Annotated in this window: 12 protein-coding genes and 3 pseudogenes; 6 read left to right on the forward strand and 9 right to left on the reverse strand. The window is 71.7% G+C overall.

What is annotated here, in order from left to right; translation table 11 throughout:
• Positions 1-14 precede the first annotated feature (14 nt).
• From AC1DMN_RS01820 to hrpA, 8 genes are all read right to left on the reverse strand, one after another.
• Complete coding sequence (locus tag AC1DMN_RS01820; protein ID WP_477229473.1) at positions 15-1,640, reverse strand: S8 family peptidase; 1,626 nt, start codon at positions 1,638-1,640, stop codon at positions 15-17.
• Between the two features lie 148 nt (positions 1,641-1,788).
• Positions 1,789-2,259, reverse strand: a complete 471-nt coding sequence (locus AC1DMN_RS01825; RefSeq protein WP_477229472.1) for a hypothetical protein — start codon at positions 2,257-2,259, stop codon at positions 1,789-1,791.
• Positions 2,249-2,947 carry an RNA polymerase sigma factor gene (locus AC1DMN_RS01830; protein WP_441976334.1) on the reverse strand — a complete coding sequence of 233 codons (699 nt, stop codon included), beginning with the start codon at positions 2,945-2,947 and terminating at the stop codon, positions 2,249-2,251. The genes AC1DMN_RS01825 and AC1DMN_RS01830 overlap by 11 nt, the downstream gene beginning before the upstream one ends.
• Before the next feature lie 93 nt (positions 2,948-3,040).
• Positions 3,041-4,564 (reverse strand): Mur ligase family protein, encoded by a 1,524-nt coding sequence (locus tag AC1DMN_RS01835; RefSeq protein WP_477229471.1) that lies wholly within the window; start codon positions 4,562-4,564, stop codon positions 3,041-3,043.
• A gap of 62 nt (positions 4,565-4,626) precedes the next feature.
• Positions 4,627-5,445: a shikimate 5-dehydrogenase gene (locus AC1DMN_RS01840; protein ID WP_477229470.1), complete on the reverse strand. Its 819-nt coding sequence runs from the start codon at positions 5,443-5,445 to the stop codon at positions 4,627-4,629.
• A 132-nt stretch (positions 5,446-5,577) separates the two neighbouring features.
• Positions 5,578-6,939, reverse strand: a complete 1,362-nt coding sequence (locus AC1DMN_RS01845; RefSeq protein ID WP_477229469.1) for an O-acetylhomoserine aminocarboxypropyltransferase/cysteine synthase family protein — start codon at positions 6,937-6,939, stop codon at positions 5,578-5,580.
• A gap of 87 nt (positions 6,940-7,026) precedes the next feature.
• Positions 7,027-7,974 carry a quinone oxidoreductase family protein gene (locus AC1DMN_RS01850; protein WP_477229468.1) on the reverse strand — a complete coding sequence of 316 codons (948 nt, stop codon included), beginning with the start codon at positions 7,972-7,974 and terminating at the stop codon, positions 7,027-7,029.
• Positions 7,975-8,033: 59 nt separating this feature from the next.
• A complete protein-coding gene (gene hrpA, locus AC1DMN_RS01855; RefSeq protein WP_477383870.1) occupies positions 8,034-12,056 on the reverse strand; it encodes an ATP-dependent RNA helicase HrpA in 4,023 nt (1,340 codons plus the stop codon).
• A 77-nt stretch (positions 12,057-12,133) separates the two neighbouring features.
• Here hrpA and AC1DMN_RS01860 point away from each other — a divergent pair.
• From AC1DMN_RS01860 to AC1DMN_RS01870, 3 pseudogenes are all read left to right on the forward strand, one after another.
• A pseudogene (locus tag AC1DMN_RS01860) lies at positions 12,134-12,244 on the forward strand (nucleoside hydrolase); the annotation flags it as partial.
• Positions 12,245-12,333: 89 nt separating this feature from the next.
• Positions 12,334-12,639, forward strand: a pseudogene (locus AC1DMN_RS01865) (nucleoside hydrolase); the annotation flags it as partial.
• A 73-nt stretch (positions 12,640-12,712) separates the two neighbouring features.
• Positions 12,713-13,087, forward strand: a pseudogene (locus AC1DMN_RS01870) (nucleoside hydrolase); the annotation flags it as partial.
• Positions 13,088-13,126: 39 nt separating this feature from the next.
• Here AC1DMN_RS01870 and AC1DMN_RS01875 read toward each other — a convergent pair.
• Positions 13,127-13,912 (reverse strand): SDR family NAD(P)-dependent oxidoreductase, encoded by a 786-nt coding sequence (locus AC1DMN_RS01875; protein WP_441976322.1) that lies wholly within the window; start codon positions 13,910-13,912, stop codon positions 13,127-13,129.
• Positions 13,913-14,014: 102 nt separating this feature from the next.
• Between AC1DMN_RS01875 and AC1DMN_RS01880 the strand changes: the two genes are divergently transcribed.
• The 3 genes from AC1DMN_RS01880 (at position 14,015) to AC1DMN_RS01890 (ending at position 17,432) form a co-directional block, all read left to right on the forward strand.
• On the forward strand, positions 14,015-14,614 hold the full coding sequence (locus AC1DMN_RS01880; RefSeq protein WP_440734649.1) for a TetR family transcriptional regulator: 600 nt from the start codon (positions 14,015-14,017) through the stop codon (positions 14,612-14,614).
• A gap of 70 nt (positions 14,615-14,684) precedes the next feature.
• Positions 14,685-15,524: an aldo/keto reductase gene (locus AC1DMN_RS01885; RefSeq protein ID WP_477229466.1), complete on the forward strand. Its 840-nt coding sequence runs from the start codon at positions 14,685-14,687 to the stop codon at positions 15,522-15,524.
• 138 nt (positions 15,525-15,662) lie between these two features.
• Positions 15,663-17,432, forward strand: coding sequence for a thioredoxin domain-containing protein (locus tag AC1DMN_RS01890; RefSeq protein ID WP_477229465.1), 1,770 nt, complete (start codon positions 15,663-15,665; stop codon positions 17,430-17,432).
• Positions 17,433-17,539: the final 107 nt, after the last annotated feature.

Below are 17,539 nucleotides of genomic sequence, written 5' to 3' on the forward strand. Positions count from 1 at the left end.
CGCTTCGGCGTCCGCTACGGGAGTGTCTTCTTCGGGCGCGACCCGTCCTGGTCCAGGCAGTGCTCGAGCACGGCATCCACCGCGTCCGCGGCGGTCGTCGGTGCTCTCGCAGCCAGTGCTCCGGAGCCGAGTTCGTGCGCGATCCGTCCGGCCACGATCGGCGCGGCGAACGAGGTGCCGCTCCACACCGCGAACCCTCCCGCGAAGTCGTCGAGATCGAGCGTCTCGCGCCGGCGGTCCTCCGCGTCGTCGCGCATCCCGGCCTGCGTCCCCCCGTCGAACGACACCGGCAGGGTGGAGAGCACCGAGACGCCGATCACGTAGGTGCGCACCCACGGGCCGAAGTTCGAGAACAGCGCCACCGAGCGCGCCGACGGGTTGAGCGCGCCGACGGAGACCTGCGGGGCGAGGCCCGCTTCATCGGCAGGATCGATGCCCGACTCCGGGCCCCAGGCGAAGAGCGCCGCGGGCGACGAGGGGCGGTCGGTCGCATCATTGCCGGCCGAGCACACCACGACGCACCCGGTCCTGCGTACACGCTGCAGCAGTGCGTACAGCTCGCTCTGCGTCTCCTCGGCGCCGGGGGATTCGTGGAAGAAGCCGAACGAGAGACTCATCACGTCCAGGTGCAGCGTCCCGGACTCGAGGAGTCCGACGATGCGCCCGAGTGCGCCCAGCAGGTCGTTCTCCATGATGATGCCGTTGCCGTCGGACACCCGGACCGGCAGGATCTGCGCCTCGGGACAGGCCTGCAGCACGAGCCCGGCGATGAACGTGCCGTGCCCCGCGACCGGATCCAGATGCCCGTCGAGGGGCTCGCTCAGACTCGGGTGCGTCTCCGGATCCGTCGCCGGATCGCTCAGCCCGAGCGGCTCGCCGGTGAGGCTCGTCCGCGTGATCAGCACGGGATCCGCATCCGGTGCGGATCCCGGCAGGTTCCCGAACCACGGGTGCGCGCCGCAGCCGGTGTCCAGCACGGCGACGACCGGACGTCGTGCGCCTGCGGGCAGCGGGGCGCGCGCGGGCGCCGCTCCGGTCCACGCGACGGGCTGCCGTCCGCCGAGGCCGGGGAACCCGTAGCTCGCGATCCCCGCCGGGTTGCCCGTGAAAGGGTTGCCGGTGAACGGGTTCCCCGTGAAGGGGTTGCCTGTGAACGGGTTTCCGGTGAAGGGGTTGCCGGTGAACGGATTTCCCGTGAACGGATGGATCCCGAGCACGTGGTTCAGGGCGAGACCCGGGATGCCGTCGTCGCGCGCCGCCACGAGCAGACGCCAGGCGTCCGGCGCGAGCACCGGCCGGGCGTCGCGGGCCGCGCCCGCTGACACGGCGATCCGCAGACGCGTCGAGTCGGCGACCCCGGGATCGCGCGACGGGGCGGCGCGGCCCGTGTCCGGCCCCGGGTCGCCTGCCGGCGCCCGTCGTGAGACCGACGATCCCATGTCGGTCTTCCGTGCGTTGGGGGAGTCCTCCAGGCGCTCCACGGTCACGCTCCATCCGAGCGCCGCGGCGAGGGCGGCCAGCCGCTCATCTCCGCGGCGGCCCGATGCGTCCGGCTCGAAGAACGCGGGCCGCACCAGCAGCACGTCCGGCTCGTAGACGGTGGTGTGCGCCGCGGGACCGTGCGCCGGCTGCAGCGTCACGTCGAGTACCGCACCCCTGAATCGCGCCGCGCGCTCCCTCTCCCGCCAGCTCGGTCGCGAGCGGGGCCTCCGTCCGTCCTCGCCCTGGCCATGCTGTCCCTCATCGTCCCGTGCCATCCGTGTCTCCTGCTCGATCCGTCGTCTCGCATCACACTTCGAACTGCGGGGTGCGGAATTCCATCGGCTCGCCGTCCGCCCCGCGCAGGACCAGCCGCAGCGCCGAAAGACCGCTCGGCACCGCGTCGAAGGCGAACCGGCCGGGGCCCGCGATCTCCGCGGACCAGTCGCGGTCCTGCTGGATCAGGCGGATTGCGAGAACGGCCCCGTCGACCCACCCGTCGATCCGGCGCAGATCCGATTCGGTCGTCGTGACGTGCACCACGACGCCCGTGGTCCCATCGCTGAACTGCAGGGTCGCCGTATCCGCCTCGCCGCGCACGGCGATCGACCCCTCCTGCTCCACCAGCGTCAGCAGCGCGTACTCGCGCCCGAGGTCCTCCACCGCGACCGCGGCGACCATCCGGTCCGCAAGCCCGGCGGGCACCGGATCGTGCGCTCCCCACTCGACGCGCAGCCGCGCGAAGAGCGCCGCGTCGGCCGCTGTCTCCTCAACGGTCATCGTCGTCCTCCCATCCGTCCTGCTCCAGCAGCGCGCGGAGCTTGCCCAGGCAGCGCTGCCTGGTCGGCCCGATCGAGCCGATCGGCATCGCGAGATCCTGCGCGATCCGGGCGTAATCCGGCCGCTCCTCGAAGGCCACGATGCGCAGCAGCCGCTGGCACCGTGCGTTCAGCGCCGCGACGGCGCTCCAGAGCGCGCCGGCCTCCGTTCCGCGCTGCGCCTGGCGCTCGGCGGACTCGCCCGCGGGCAGGTGCGGCTCGAGGAACTCCGCCTCGGTGGGATCCGCTCGGCGCTGCATCCGGCTCACGCGCCACGCCTCGCGCCGGGCGCACATCGTCAGCCACCCCGAGATGGCGCGTGGTTCGGCGATCGCGGCGTGCCGGCGCATGAGCGCCATCCAGGTGGACTGCACGACGTCCTCGGCCAGGGCACGGTCCAGCCCGTATGCGCGCGCGACGTGCCACAGCACGGGTGTCATCAGGCGCACGAGCTCGTCCATTGCGCGGGGCTCGCCATCGCGCCAGCGCAGGAAGAGGGCCGTCGCCCGCTCCCATCGCGGCGGATCCGATCCGGCGCCGTCCCACGCCGCGACCCGGCCGTCGGCAGTGCCTCGATCATGCTCGACAGCGTCGCCGAAGGCTCCGTCGCGCTCGTCGAACGGCTGCGTACGGTCGCCGGTGGCCGTCATGGCGCCCATTGTCTCCACAAGGGGCAGGAGAGCGATAGTGGCTCGTTGATACAACTTCCGCGCGCGGATGTGGTGGCATCCGCGAGAGGGGGCTCAGAGCGCTTCGATGACCTCGCGTAGCACGTCGGGGTCGTACCAGGCGATCTCGCCGCCGGCGAGGGCGTGGTAGCGCTCATGGCCCTTGCCGAGGACCACCACGGTGTCCTCGGGACGCGCCATGCGCACAGCCGCCGCGATGGCCTCGCGGCGGTCGGCGATCTCGGCGATCTCGACGGTGCTCGAGCGTGCGCCGGCGATGAGCGAGGCGCGGATCTCGGCCGGATCGTCGTCGTAGGGGTTGTCGTCGGTGATGACCAGCACATCCGCGCACATCGCGGCGAACCGGCCCATCATGCGGCGCTTGGCGGCGTCGCGATGGCCGTTCGCACCGAGCACCGCGATCAGGCGGCCCTGCGGCGTCGTGGTCCGGATCGCCCGCAGCGCGGCGTTGATGGCTTCGGGCTTGTGCGCCGAGTCGACGATCGCCGTGAACGGCTGCCCGAAGTCGAATCGCTGCAACCGTCCCTCGACGCTCGGCAGCGCGGCGATACCCGGGGCGAGGTCGGCGAGCTCGCGCCCGGACTCGACCAGGGCGGCGACGGCGGCGAGGATGTTGTTCACATTGAACGCGCCGGTCAGCTGCGTGGTGAACGGCACGCGCTCGCCACGGGGGGAGCGCACGATGAACGAGGATCCGTGCGCGTGCAGTTCGACGTCCTCTGCGCGCCAGTCGGCGGAATCGGATCCGCTCGCCGAGGTCGTGCGCACCGGCACTGTGGCCTGGGCGGCGAGCACGCGGCCCCAGTGCGAGTCGATGTCGACGATGCCGATCTTGGCGTGCTCGGGGGTGAGCAGCAGCGCCTTGGCGGCGAAGTAGTCGGCCTGGGTGGGGTGGTAGTCGCGGTGGTCGTGGCCGAGGTTGAGGAAGATGCCCGCATCGAACGCGAAGCCGTCGACACGGCCCAGGGTGAGGGCGTGGCTGGACGCCTCGACGGCGACCGTGCCGAGCTTCTGTTCGCGCATGACCGCGAACAGCGCCTGCAGCTCGGGCGCTTCGGGGGTTGTCAGCACGGGCGGGAAGAAGTCGTCGCCCACGGTCGTGCCGATGGATCCGATCGTGCCGGACCGTGACATGCCGGCTGCGGCGGCCACGTAGAACGCGGTCGTGGTCTTGCCCTGGGTGCCGGTGATGCCGATGCTCGTCATCGAGGCGACCGGATCCCGGTACAGGAACGCGGAGGCGGGACCGGCGGCCAGACGCGGATCCTCGACGACGAGCGTCGGCACGTCGTCGGGCACGAGGGCGGCACCCTCGGCATCGGTGAGCACTGCGGCGGCACCGGCCTCGACGGCCTTCGCCGCGAACCGGGCGCCGTGCGCGTTCGCGCCGCGGATTCCGAGGAACAGGTCTCCGGATCGGACGTGCTCCGTGCCTACGGCGACACCCGTGAACGCCGCGTCGGCGCGATCGGGGACGGCGACGTCGAGGTGCGCCGCGAGGTCGCCGAGCGTGGCGCGGAACGTCTCGACAGGGCGGGAATCCAGGCGCGGGGCGGGATAGTTCGACACGGAGGGCATGACCGTCCGAGTCTACCGGGGCGCGGGGCGGATCCCTTCGGGGGCTTCGTGGCCGAGGCGGCTCACTGCGCGCGCATGAACTCCTCGGCGGCGCGTACCTGCTCGTCGGTGGGGCGGACGCCCGTGTACAGCACGAACTGCTCGAGCGCCTGCAGCGTCGCGACGGAGGCCCCGTTGATGACGGTCTTGCCCGAGGCGAGTCCTGCGCGCACGAGCGGGGTCTCGGCAGGGAGAGCCACGACGTCGAACACGACTCGGGCGGCCTCGATCGCGGACGGGGGGAACGACAGGGCCTCGGCCTCGACGCCCCCGGCCATGCCGATCGGCGTGACGTTCACCAGTACGTCGGCGGTGTGCCCGTCCACGTCCGCGGCCCAGCCGAAACCGTACAGCCCGGCGAGTGCTCGCCCGGCGTCCTCGTTGCGCGCGACGATCGTGACGTCCGTGAAGCCCGCGTCGCGGAAGGCGGCGGCGGTCGCCTTCGCCATGCCGCCGGATCCGCGCAGCAGCACGGACGATGCCGGATCGATCTCGTTCCGCGCGATGAGCTGGGCGATCGCCGAATAGTCCGTGTTGTAGGCGGTGAGCACGCCGTCGTCGTTCACGATCGTGTTGACCGAGTCGATCGCGGTGGCGGACGGATCCATCCGGTCCACCAGCGCGATCACGTCCTCCTTGTAGGGCATGGAGATCGCGCAGCCGCGGATCCCGAGGCCGCGCACGCCGGCGATCGCCTGCGCGAGGTCGGTCGGGGCGAACGCCTTGTAGATCCAGTTCAGCTCGAGCGCCTCGTAGAGGTGGTTGTGGAACCGGGTGCCGTTGTTGCTCGGTCGCGCGGACAGCGAGATGCACAACGTCATGTCTTTGTTCAGGATCGGCACGGGACCAGCGTACCGAGCCACGGTCGTGCCGAACTCAGTCGATCCTGTCGAGATCGGGCGCGAATCCGTCGTGAGCTGCAGGATCGACTGAGTTTCGAACGCGCGGAGGACACAGGTCGCGCTGAGCGGATCTCAGACCGTGGCGAACTCCTGCTCCGCGGCCGTCTCCGCGATGGCGAGAGCGAGCGCCTGCTGGAGGTCGGCGAGGATGTCCGCAGGGTCTTCGATGCCGATCGACAGACGCACCGTGGTCCCCGCGATGCCGGCGGTGGCGCGCTGGGCGGCGTTCAGGTGCGAGTGCGTCATGGAGGCGGGGTGGGAGACGAGCGAGCGGGCGTCGCCGATGTTCGCCACGAGGCGCACGATCTTCAGACCGTCCACGAACCGCTCCACGCGCTCCTGATCCAGGGCCTCGTCACCGGTGGAGACGAGATCGATCGAGAACACCGCGGGGATCCCGCGCGGGAGGTAGCGTGCGGCCAGGTCGTGCCACGGGTTGCCGGCGAGACCGGGGTGGTGCACCGCGGCGACGGCGGGGTTCTGTGCGAGGGCTTCGGCGATCGCCTGCGCGGACGCGCTCTGCCGTGAGACGCGTAGGTCGAGCGTCTCGATGCCCTGCAGGATCTGGTGCGCGTTGAACGGGGACAGGGACGGCCCCAGGTCGTGCACGTACTTGGCCTTCACCAGTGCTGCGAAGGCGAAGCCCTGTCCGAACCGCTCCCAGAGCGAGAGCGGACCGAACCGGTCGTGCTGCGCCGTGAACTGCGGCCAGCGCGCGGGTTCCGCGCCGAAGTCGAAGGATCCGAGATCGACCGCGACCCCGCCGAGCGAGGTGCCGTGGCCGCTCAGGTACTTCGTCGCGGAGTGCACGACGATGTCGGCGCCGTGCTCACCCGGGCGGATCAGGTACGGGGTGCCGACCGTGCTGTCGATCACGAGGGGGACTCCGGCGGCGTGCGCGATGTCGGCGACCGTGCGGATGTCGAGCACCTGCGCGAGCGGGTTCGCGACCGATTCCGCGAAGAACAGCCGGGTGCGGTCGTGCGCCGCCGCGCGCCAGGCCTCCGGGTCGTCCTGGTCGACGAAGGTGACGGTGATGCCGAAGTCGGCGAGCGTGTCCTGCAGCAGGTCGACCGTGCCGCCGTAGAGCCGGTCGGCGGCGACGACGTGCCCGCCGCGGCCCGCGAGCGCGAGGATCGTGACGGCGACCGCGGCCTGTCCGCTCGCGACGGCGACGGCCGAGACACCGCCCTCGAGCGCGGTCACCCGCTCTTCGAGCAGCTGCTGCGTGGGGCTGGCGTTGCGGCTGTAGATGTTGCCGGCACGGCGCAGCGCGAACAGGTCGCGGGCCTCGGCCAGCGAGCCGAACTCGTAGGCGGCGGACTGGTACAGCGGTGGGACGGCGGTGTTCTGCGGCGTGCCGGAGACATACGCGGCCTGCACCTGCTTCGTCGCGAAACGGGTGTCGGGGGCGGAGGCGGCGGTATCGGTCACGGACCCATCCTCGGGCGCGCGGGTGCGGATCCGCAGGGATGTTTCCGACTGTTGCGGATCCGAAGGGTCAGAGCCCGCCGGGTGGCGTCAGGGGTGCAGCACGATCTTGCCGTGCGCGGCGTGCGCGTCGATGAGGCGGTGCGCCTCTGCGGCGTCGGCGAGAGGCAGCTCCGGTCCGAACTCGACCGAGAACCGGCCCCGGGCGATGAGCCCGAGCGCCGCCGGCACGGCCTCGGCGCGCCAGGCGAGCTCCTGCTCCGTGAGCGGCACGGGGCTGCCGCCGCTGAACGCGCGGATGCCGAGCGCGGCCGCGTCGGGGCCGCGCACGATCGTGGCGATCCGGTCACGGTCGGAGACGAGCGCGAGCGACGTCGCGATCGCCTCGTCGGTGCCGGCGCCGTCGAGCGCCACCGTGATCTCTCGCCCGTCTGCGGCGTCGCGGATCCGCTGCTCCAGGCCTTCTCCATAGATGACCGGAATCGCGCCCAGCGCGCGTATCCGCTCCTGCGACGAGGGGCCGCCCGTCGCGATGACGGTGGCGCCCCAGTCCACGGCGAACTGGATCGCGGCCTGGCCGACCGCCCCTGATCCGGCGGGCAGGAGCAGCAGGTCCCCCTGCCCGACCCCGAGCGAGAGCAGCGACTGGTATGCGGTGCCGGCGGGGATGCCGAGTGCGGCGCCCTGCGCGGCGGTGACGCCCTCAGGAATCACCGAGGCGTGCGCGGCCGGTACCGCAAGCGCGGTGGCATACGTGCCGCGGGTGTCGCGGATCGCGACGCGATCGCCGACTTCCAGATCGTCGACGCCGGATCCGATCGCGGTCACCACACCCGCTCCGTCGAAGCCGAGGTGCCGGGGCTCTGTGATCGGCGGCAGGGGGCGCAGGCCGCTGCGCTGCTTGGCGTCGATCGGATTCACGCCGGCGGCCTCGATGCGCACGACCACCTCGCCGGCAGAGGGCACCGGATCCGGAACCTCCACGAGGGTGAGGACCTCCGGTCCGCCGAGCTCGGTCTGCACGATCGCCTGCGCCATGGCTCCAGGCTACGACGCATCGGATGGGGCGGGGCGGGCTTGTGCCCGGCCGGCCGGTCTCACTTCTCGGCGAGTGCCTTCACGATGCGCTGCGGAGACACCGGCTGCGCCGTGCCCAGGCGCTGGGCGAACAGGCTCACGCGGTACTCCTCGAGCAACCAGCGCACCTCGACGAGGCGGGGCTCGGCGCCGGCGGGCAGCGGGATCGTGCCGCCGGCATCGGCGTAGGCCTGCGCCATGCGCTCGTACTCGCTCTGCCGGGTGCGATCCTTGCCCGGGGCTTCGGCGAGGGTACGCAGCCGATCCAGGATCCCGTCCAGGTACCGCGGATAGTGGGCGAGGCGCTCCACGCCTGCGTTGGAGACGAAACCGTTCGGCAGCAGCCCGCCGAGCTGGCCGCGGATGTCGTTCAGCGGCCCGAGCAGGGCAAGAGAGTTCTGACCCTTCATCGCGCGCTCGACCTCGCGCGCCTTCGTGAGGATCTTCGCGATCAGCGACACCAGCGCGAACAGCTCGTCCACGATGACCGCGGAGACGCCGTCGCGCACGCGTGCGAAATCGGCCTCGGAGCGCACGATGCCCGCGGTCCCTGAGCCCGTCGAAGGTTCCGTCAGACGGTCGATCGCCGCCCGTGCGACCGCCGCGCGTGCGTCCTCGATGAGCGTCGCGACGTTCGGGTACGGCGAGGCGGCGAGCGCGAGCTTCTCCGGGCTGGTCAGGTGCTGCTGCACGTACGACGTGGGGGAGGGGATCCCCAGGAGCACCAGGCGCAGCACTCCGTCCCGTGTGGCCGTCAGGGCGGCCTCGGCGGTCGCCTCCACACGCAGCGCGACGGATCTGCCCTGATCCACGAGGGCGGGATAGCCGCGCACCACGCCGCCGGCCACGCGGGTGTCCAGCACCTCCGGCAGATCGCCGACGTCCCAGGTGGTGAGGCCTTCGCGCTCGGCCGGGGCTGCGGCGTTGACCGAGCTCGCGTGAGCCACATCCGCCGCACCACTCCCACGCCGGGCCGGGCCGGGCCCCCGCTCGATCGAGCGGGCCACGCTCGCCCTCGACCGATCCGCGAGCTCCCGCTGCAGCACGGTCAGATGCCGGCCGGATCCGGCCACCCGCCCGCGCTCGTCGACCGCGCGGAAGTTCATCCGCAGGTGGGCGGGAACCCGCTCCAGGTCGAAGTCGGCGGCCGACATGGGCTGATTCGCGAGCGGCTGGATGAGACGGGCGAGCGCCTCGGTCAGGCTGCGGACGGGTAGGCCTTGGGACGACTCGGGTCCCTGGGCGGCGAGTTCGGCGCCGAACTTCTCCGCCCAGTCCGCGGCGGGAACGACGTGCCGCCGGATCGCCTTCGGCAGCGCCCGCAGCAGCGCCGTCACGAGCTCGGCGCGCAGCCCCGGCACCTGCCAGTCGAAGCCGGCGTCGCGCACCTGCTGCAGCAGCGCGAGCGGGATCACCACGCTCACGCCGTCATCGGGAGCCCCGGGCTCGAAGCGGTAGGCCAGGCCGAGCACCTGATCGGTCTGGGTCCAGCGGATGGGGAAGTCCTGCTGATCCGCGCGATCGTCGTCCTCGAGCAGGTCCGCCTCGCGCATGACGAGCAGCTTCGGGGTCGCCTGGAGGGCGTCGCGCCACCACGCCTCGAACGAGCGCACATCGAACACGTCGGTCGGGATGCGCTCGTCGTAGAACCGGAACACGGCCTCGTCGCCGACGAGGATGTCGCGGCGGCGCTCGCGCTCCTCGAGCTTCTCCAAGCGGCGGCGCAGCTCCGCGTTGCTGCGCCAGAACGCCGAGACGCGCTTGTCGATCCGGGACGGATCCCATTCGCCTTCGACCAGCGCGTTCCGCAGGAAGAACTCGCGCGCCGCGGGCCGGTCGATGCGCGCGAACTGCACCCGTCGGCGCGCCACGATCTCGACGCCGAACAGCGTCACCTTCTCGTACGCGACCGCGGCGCCCGCCTCCTTGGACCAGTGCGGCTCGGAGATCTGCCGCTTGGCGAGGTCGCCGGCGAGCGCCTCGGCCCACGCCGGATCGATCGCTGCGGCCGTGCGCGCGAACGTGCGCGAGGTCTCCACGATCTCGGCCGCCATGACCGCACGCGGGGCCTTCTTGCGCAGCGCGGAGCCGGGGAACAGCGAGAAGCGGATCCCGCGCGCGCCGCGATACTCGGCGCTCCGTCGCTTCGGATCCTTCTGCCCGCCCTTCGTCGGCGGTCCCTTGGTGAGGTTGCGCTCGTCCAGGATGCCGACGTGGCTGAGCAGCCCTGCGAGCAGCGCGCGGTGGACGGCGTCCGGGGCGGCGGAGTCCGTCGCCGCGTCGCGGCCGGTCTTCACGAGCGTCCGCAGCTGCCGGTGCACGTCGAACCATTCCCGCACCCGGACGTAGTTCAGGTGCTCGGAACGGCAGAGCCGGCGGAACGCGCTGGATCCGAGCTCCTTCTGCTGCTCGCGCAGGTGGTTCCACAGGTTCAGGATCGACAGGAAGTCGCTGGTCGGGTCCGCGAAGCGCGCGTGCATCCGCTCCGCCTCGTCGCGCACGCCCTGCGGCGCGTCCGCCGACGGGCGCTCGCGCACGTCCTGAATCGACAACCCCGCGACGATCGCGAGCACGGGCGCCGTCACGCCTGTCCGGCCCGCTTCCACGAGCATGCGAGCGAAGCGCGGGTCGATCGGCATGCGCGCGATGTCGCGGCCGATCCGGGTGAGCCGGGGGGCCGCGGTCGCCGAGCTCGTCGAAGCCCCCTGGCCCGTCTGCACCGCGCCCAGCTCCACGAGCAGATCGAGCGCGGAGCGCACGTCGCGCGACTCCGGGGGAGTGAGGAACGGGAACTCCGCGATGTCGCCGAAGCCGAGGCTGAGCATCTGCAGCACGACCGAGGCGAGCGAGGTGCGCAGGATCTCGGGCTCGGTGAACTCGGGGCGCTTGTCGAAGTCGTCCTCGCCGTACAGGCGGATTGCGATTCCGGCGCTCGTGCGGCCCGCTCGCCCCGATCGCTGGTTCGCCGAGGCCTGCGAAACCGCCTCGATCGGCAGCTGCTGCACCTTGGAGCGACTGCTGTAGCGCGAGATGCGGGCCGTGCCCGTGTCGATCACGTACTTGATGCCGGGCACGGTGAGGCTCGTCTCGGCGACGTTCGTGGCGAGGATCACGCGGCGGCGCAGGCCCGCCACCGTCGACGGCTCGAAGACGCGATGCTGCTCGGCCGCCGACAACCGTCCGTACAGGGGCAGCACTTCGACCGGCGCTGTCTGAGAGCGGTAGATGCCGCGGATCGCGTCGGCGGCGTCGCGGATCTCGGCCTCGCCGGGCAGGAACACGAGCACGTCGCCGCGCTCCTCGCGGTCGAGCTCCTGGAGGGCTCGCACGATCGCGGTGACCTCGTCCTCGGGCTCGGACTCGGTGCGCTTCCTCGGTCCCTGAGCTTGTCGACGGGACTTCGTGGATCCGGGCCCTTCGACACGCACAGGGACCGGATCCACGAGCGGCCGGTACCGGATCTCGACCGGATAGGTCCGCCCCGATACCTCGATCACCGGGGCAGGCTCGCCGTCCGCTTCGGCGAAATGCTTCGCGAAGCTGTGCGGGTCGATCGTGGCCGAGGTGATGACGACCTTGAGGTCCGGGCGCTCGGGCAGGATCCGGTGCAGGTATCCGAGCAGGAAGTCGACGTTGAGGGAGCGTTCGTGCGCCTCGTCGATGATGATCGCGTCGTAGCGGCGCAGCAGCCGGTCGCGGTGGATCTCGTTGAGCAGGATCCCGTCGGTCATGAGCGCGATCCGGGTCTCGTCCGAGACCTGGTCGGTGAAGCGCACCTTGTAGCCGACGAGCCCGCCCAGCGGCACGTGCAGTTCCTCGGCCACGCGCTCCGCGATCGTGCGTGCGGCGAGGCGGCGGGGCTGGGTGTGCGCGATGCGCTCGCGGCCGAGCTCGAGCAGGATCTTCGGCAGCTGCGTGGTCTTGCCGGATCCGGTCGCACCGGCGACCACGACCACCTGATGGTCGCGAATCGCCGCGGCGATCTCGTCGCGCGCGGCACTGACCGGGAGTTCCGGCGGATAGGAGATCACGGGCGCAGACATAGCCCTCCAGCCTATCGCGGCGGAGCGCCTCTGTCGGGCTCGTCCGGTGAACGACGAGCGGCGATACTGAAGGCACCATGAGCATCCCCGTCATCCTCGACTGCGACCCCGGCCACGACGACGTCTTCGCGATCTGGCTCGCCGCCGCGAACCCCGCGATCGACCTGCGGGCGATCACCACGGTCGGCGGGAACGGTCTGCTGGAGTTCACCACGCTCTGCTGGAGTTCACCACGCTCAACGCCCGCATCGCCTGCACGGTCGCGGGGATCGAGGGCATCCCGATCGCCGCCGGCGCGGCCGGGCCGATCCATGGCCGGCTGCATCCCGCCGAGCAGATCCATGGCGCGAACGCGCTCGGCGGACCCGTGCTGCCCGAGCCCACCGTTCCCGAGGATGACCGGGACGCTCCGACTCTCATCCGCGCGGTGCTGGAGTCGTCGGAGGAGCCGGTCACGATCGTCGCGACCGGGCCGCTCACCAACGTCGGCCTGCTCGTGCGCGACCATCCCGACCTGCTGCCGCGCATCGCGCGCGTCGTCTGGATGGGCGGGTCGACGGGCCGGGGCAACGCGACCCCCTACGCGGAGTTCAACGCCTGGACCGATCCCGAGTCGATAGCGCTCGTGCTCGACAGCGGCGTGGACTTCACGATGGTCGGGGCTGAACATCTCGCATCAGGCGCTCATCACCAGGGAGGTGCGGGAGCGGATCCGCCGCATCGGCACCCGCACGGCGGCGTTCGGGGCGGAGCTGCTGGAGTTCTTCTGCGCAACCTACGAGGTCGCGGAGCAAATGCCGGACGGGCCGCTGCACGACCCCATCACGGTCGCGATGCTCATCGATCCCTCAGTGGCGACGACCGTGCGTGCACGCCTCGACGTGGAGACGGAGGGCGTCTTCACGAGGGGCGCCACGAGCGTGGATCTCCTCGGCGTGCTCGGCGCGCAGCCCAACGCCACGATCGCGATGGACCTGGACGTCGATCGGTTCTGGGCGCTCATCGAAGAGGCGGTCGGCGCCCTCGCCTGAGAGTGCCGACCGCCTCGAGGGATCAGCGGACCGCGCGGCTCAGAAGTGGGTGCCGCCGTCGATGCGCACCTCGGTGCCGGTGATGAAGGCGCCGTCGGCGCTCGCGAGCATCGCGACCACGCCGGCCACGGACTCGGGACCCGCGAAGCCCTGGCCGATGGCCGGGGCGAGCTTCATGAACAGGCTCATGTCGGCGTCCTCGGGCAGCCCCGGTCCGCGGCTCTGCCCGCTCTGGCCGGATCCGTCGGTCATTCCGGAGGAGATCGACCCGGGCTGCACGGCTGTGAAGCGGATGCCCTGCTTCGCATACTCCGCCGCCAGCGCGTGCGTCATCGACTGCACGCCGCCCTTGCTCGCCGCGTAGGCGGCCATGTACGGGTGCGCGAACATCGCCGAGGTCGAGCTGAAGTTGACCACGGCGGCGTCGCTGCCTTCGAGCAGTGCGGGGATCGCTTCGCGGATCATCAGGAAGGTGCCGACGAGGTTGACCTGGATGACCTGCTGGAACTGGTCGAGCGTGGTCTCGGCCGTGTGCGAGGAGCGCAGGATGCCCGCGGCGTTCACCAGCACGTCCAGCCCGCCCAGTGCCTCGACCGCGGCGGCGACGCCGGCCCGGACGGAGGTCTCGTCGCCGATGTTGACCTCGATCGCGGTGAGACGATCGGCGGCGTCGCCTGCCTTCGCGATGGTGTCCGCGAGCCCGGCAGCGCTGACGTCAGCGGCGACCACGCGCCCGCCCTCGGCGAGCATGCGCAGCACCGTGGCCTGTCCGATGCCGGATCCGCCGCCGGTGACCAGTGCGCGGCGACCTTCATAGCGGTTCATTCGAATCCTTCTTCCTTGCGGTCTTGTCGTGCCTGAATGGCACAACGTGCCATATTGACACACAACACCTCACAACGGAAGGTATTCCCGTACGCTCGGAGCATGCAGACCCGCACCGGACTCATGTCGCGTCGCAAGGCCGCGACCGCCGGTGAGATCGCGGCGGAAGCGGCTCGCCTCTTCGCGGAGCGCGGCGTCGCCCAGGTGACCGCGGCGGAGATCGCAGAGGCCTCAGGAGTCTCGCTGCGCACCTTCTATCGCTACTTCGCGACCAAGGAGGACGCCGTCGCGCCCGTGCTCGAGATCGGCGCCGCACGGTGGCAGGCAGCTCTCGAGGAGGCCGAGGACGAACCCGCGGTCGCGATCCCCGCAGTGCTCGCCGCGCAGCTGACCCCGGAGACACCCGAAGACGCCGAAGGTCTTGCCCGCATGCGTCCGCTGCTGCGCGCGCTCGCCGAGGATCGCGAGCTCAGGGCCGTCTGGCATCGCGTGAACCACGAGTCCGAGGAGCGCCTCGTGGCCCTCATCGCCGAGCGCGGCGAGAGCGACCGGCTCGCCGCGCGAGTGCTCGCCGCGGCGGCGACGGAGGCGATCCGCATCGGCCTGGAGGAGTGGGCGCAGTCGACGGCAGGGGTGCGCGGAGCCGGATCCCCGGCGGCGCTCGCCGCCCGTGCCTACGCGGCGCTTGCCCCCAAGCGCTGAGCGCTCGTCGGCGGGAGCCGAGCCGGAGGACGCCGACCCGACCTCCGGAGCGGGAACCTAGGCTGGAGGCATGACGACGATTCCCGGAATCCTGCTCAACGACGGCCACACCATCCCTCAGCTCGGCTACGGCGTCTTCAAGGTCGACCCGGCCGACACCGAGCGCACGGTCACTGAGGCTCTCGAGATCGGATACCGCCACATCGACACGGCGGCCATCTACGGCAACGAGGCGGGCGTCGGAGCGGCGATCGCCAAGAGTGGCATCCCGCGTGACGAGCTGTTCGTGACCACCAAGCTGTGGAACGACCGGCACGACGGCGACGAGCCCGACGCGGCCATCGCGGAGAGCCTGGAGAAGCTCGGTCTCGACCACGTCGACCTGTACCTCGTGCACTGGCCGACCCCCGCCAAGGACAACTACGTGCACGCCTGGGCGAAGGTCGTCGAAATCCGCGACCGGGGCCTTGCCCGTTCGGCCGGCGTCTCGAACTTCCTCGTGCCGCACCTGGAGCGCATCGTCGCCGAGACCGGCGTGACCCCCGCGGTCGACCAGATCGAGCTGCACCCCGCCTATGAGCAGCGCGATGTCGGCTCCTGGGCGCGCGATCACGACGTGAAGATCGAGGCGTGGGGTCCGCTCGGCCAAGGCAAGTACGACCTGTTCGGCATCCCGGCCGTCGCGGACGCCGCAGCGGCGCACGGCAAGAGCCCGGCGCAGGTCGTGCTGCGCTGGCACCTGCAGAAGGGGAACATCGTCTTCCCGAAGTCGGTGCGTGCCGAGCGCCTGCGGGAGAACCTCGACGTGTTCGACTTCACCCTGAGCGACGTCGAGTTCGCCGCGATCTCCGCCCTCGACCCGGGTGACGGATCCGGCCGCGTCGCCTCGCACCCCGACGAGGTCAACTGATCGCCGCGTCCGGTCGTTGAGCGAGGACGGCGAAGCCGACCGAGACGAAACGCGGTGCTCTCGCAAGCACGCCGCGTTTCGTCTCGCTGCGCTCGCTCAACGGCCATGGGCGGTCCCGGCCCGGCGTAGCGTGAGGCCATGAGCAATCGCCTCGCCGGCACCGGCAGCCCCTATCTGCGCGCGCATGCCGACAACCCCGTCGACTGGTACCCGTGGGGGGAGGAGGCGTTCGCCGAGGCCGCGCGCCGCGACGTCCCGGTGCTGATCTCGATCGGATACTCCACGTGCCACTGGTGCCATGTCATGGCGCGGGAGTCGTTCCAGGATCCGGCTACGGCGGAACAGCTCAACCGCGGATTCGTGTCGATCAAGGTGGACCGCGAGGAGCATCCCCAGGTCGACACCGCGTACATGGCGGCGGCCTCCGCGTTCACGCAGGATCTGGGCTGGCCGCTCACCGTCTTCGCCACGCCGTCCGGGCGGGCCTTCCACGCCGGCACGTACTTCCCGCCCGTGGCTCGGGGACAGCTCCCGGCGTTCGGCACCGTGCTCGCCGCCGTGCGCGAGGCCTGGACCGAGCGCCGTGCCGAGGTGGAGGGGCTGGCCGGCGCGGTCGCCGAAGCGCTGGAGTCGTCGGAGTCGGCGGATCCCTCGCCGGTGCCCGATGAGGCCGCGCTGACGGCGGCCGCGAACGAGATCGTGGCGCGAGAGGACCGCCGGCACGGCGGGTTCGGCACGGCGCCGAAGTTCCCGGTCGCCACGACGCTGCGCTTCCTGCAGGCGCAGGGACGCACCGATGTCGTCGCGCGTGCGCTCGACGCGATGGCCACCTCGGAGCTGTGCGACGAGGACGGCGGCTTCTTCCGCTACGCCACGCAGCAGGACTGGGCGGTGCCGCACTACGAGCGGATGCTCACCGACAACGCCCAGCTGCTGGATGTGGCCATCGACGCCGGGCGCGCGGACGTGGCGCGCGGCATCGCGCATTTCCTGCTCACTGTGCTGCAGCGCGCCGAGGGCGGGTTCGGTGCCGCGCAGGACTCCGAGTCCGTGATCGACGGGCAGCGCAGCGAGGGCGGCTACTACCGCCGCCCGGTGGCCGAGCGGGAGAGGCTGCAGCCGCCGGCGGTCGACGGCAAGGTCATCACGGGCTGGAACGGGCTCGCGATCGCCGCGCTGGCCCGCGCCGGCGCCGCGCTCGGCGAGCAGTCCTGGATCGACGCGGGCGTCCACGCCGCGGAGACCGTGCTGGCCGTGAACCGCGACGCGGCCGGGCGCCTCGTGCGCACGTCCTTGGACGGGGTGCCCGCGGCGGCTGTCGCCACGGACGCCGACCTCGGGCTGCTTGCGAACGGGCTGTTCGCCCTCGCTCTCGCGACGGGCGATGTGCGCTGGGCGACGCGCGGACTGGAGGTGCTCGACGCCGACGCGGCGGCCGATCCGGTGCTCGCCGCGCATGCGATCCCCGCCGCCGCGGACGGCGGCGACGGCGACCTGCCGTCCGGCACGTCTGCGCGGGCGGCGGCCGAGTTGACCGCCTGGCGGCTCGGGGCGGGGGAGCAGCACCGCGAGCGGGCCGCAGCCCTGGTCTCGGCGCGGGCAGCGCAGGCGATGCGGCAGCCGTTCGGATCCGGCTCGCTCCTGCGTGTGGCGGCGGGGCTCGCTCGGCCGCCACGGCAGATCGTCGCGGTGACCTCGGAGCCGCGCGGGGCGCTCGCGATCGCCGCGCGCTCCGCCGAGGCCGATCTCACCGCGGTGCTGGCTCCGCAGCAGGTGCGGGCTTTCGCCGCGGCCGGCTTCGCCCTCTTCGACGAGCGCGACGGCGTCGACGGCGTCGTGCACGACTGCCGCGGCTTCGTCTGCCGGCTGCCGGTGTCGGATCCCGCACTCGTCCCTGTCGCGCGCTGAGCGTCGAATCCGCGACTGCTGTACATTCTGACCAGGCGTACGGCACCGGGGCTCGGCAGACTGTGCGACGTGCGCAGGTCTTGCTGATCCGTTTGTCCAGCGATCGT

Source organism: Microbacterium sp. 01T413_2, assembly GCF_056398985.1.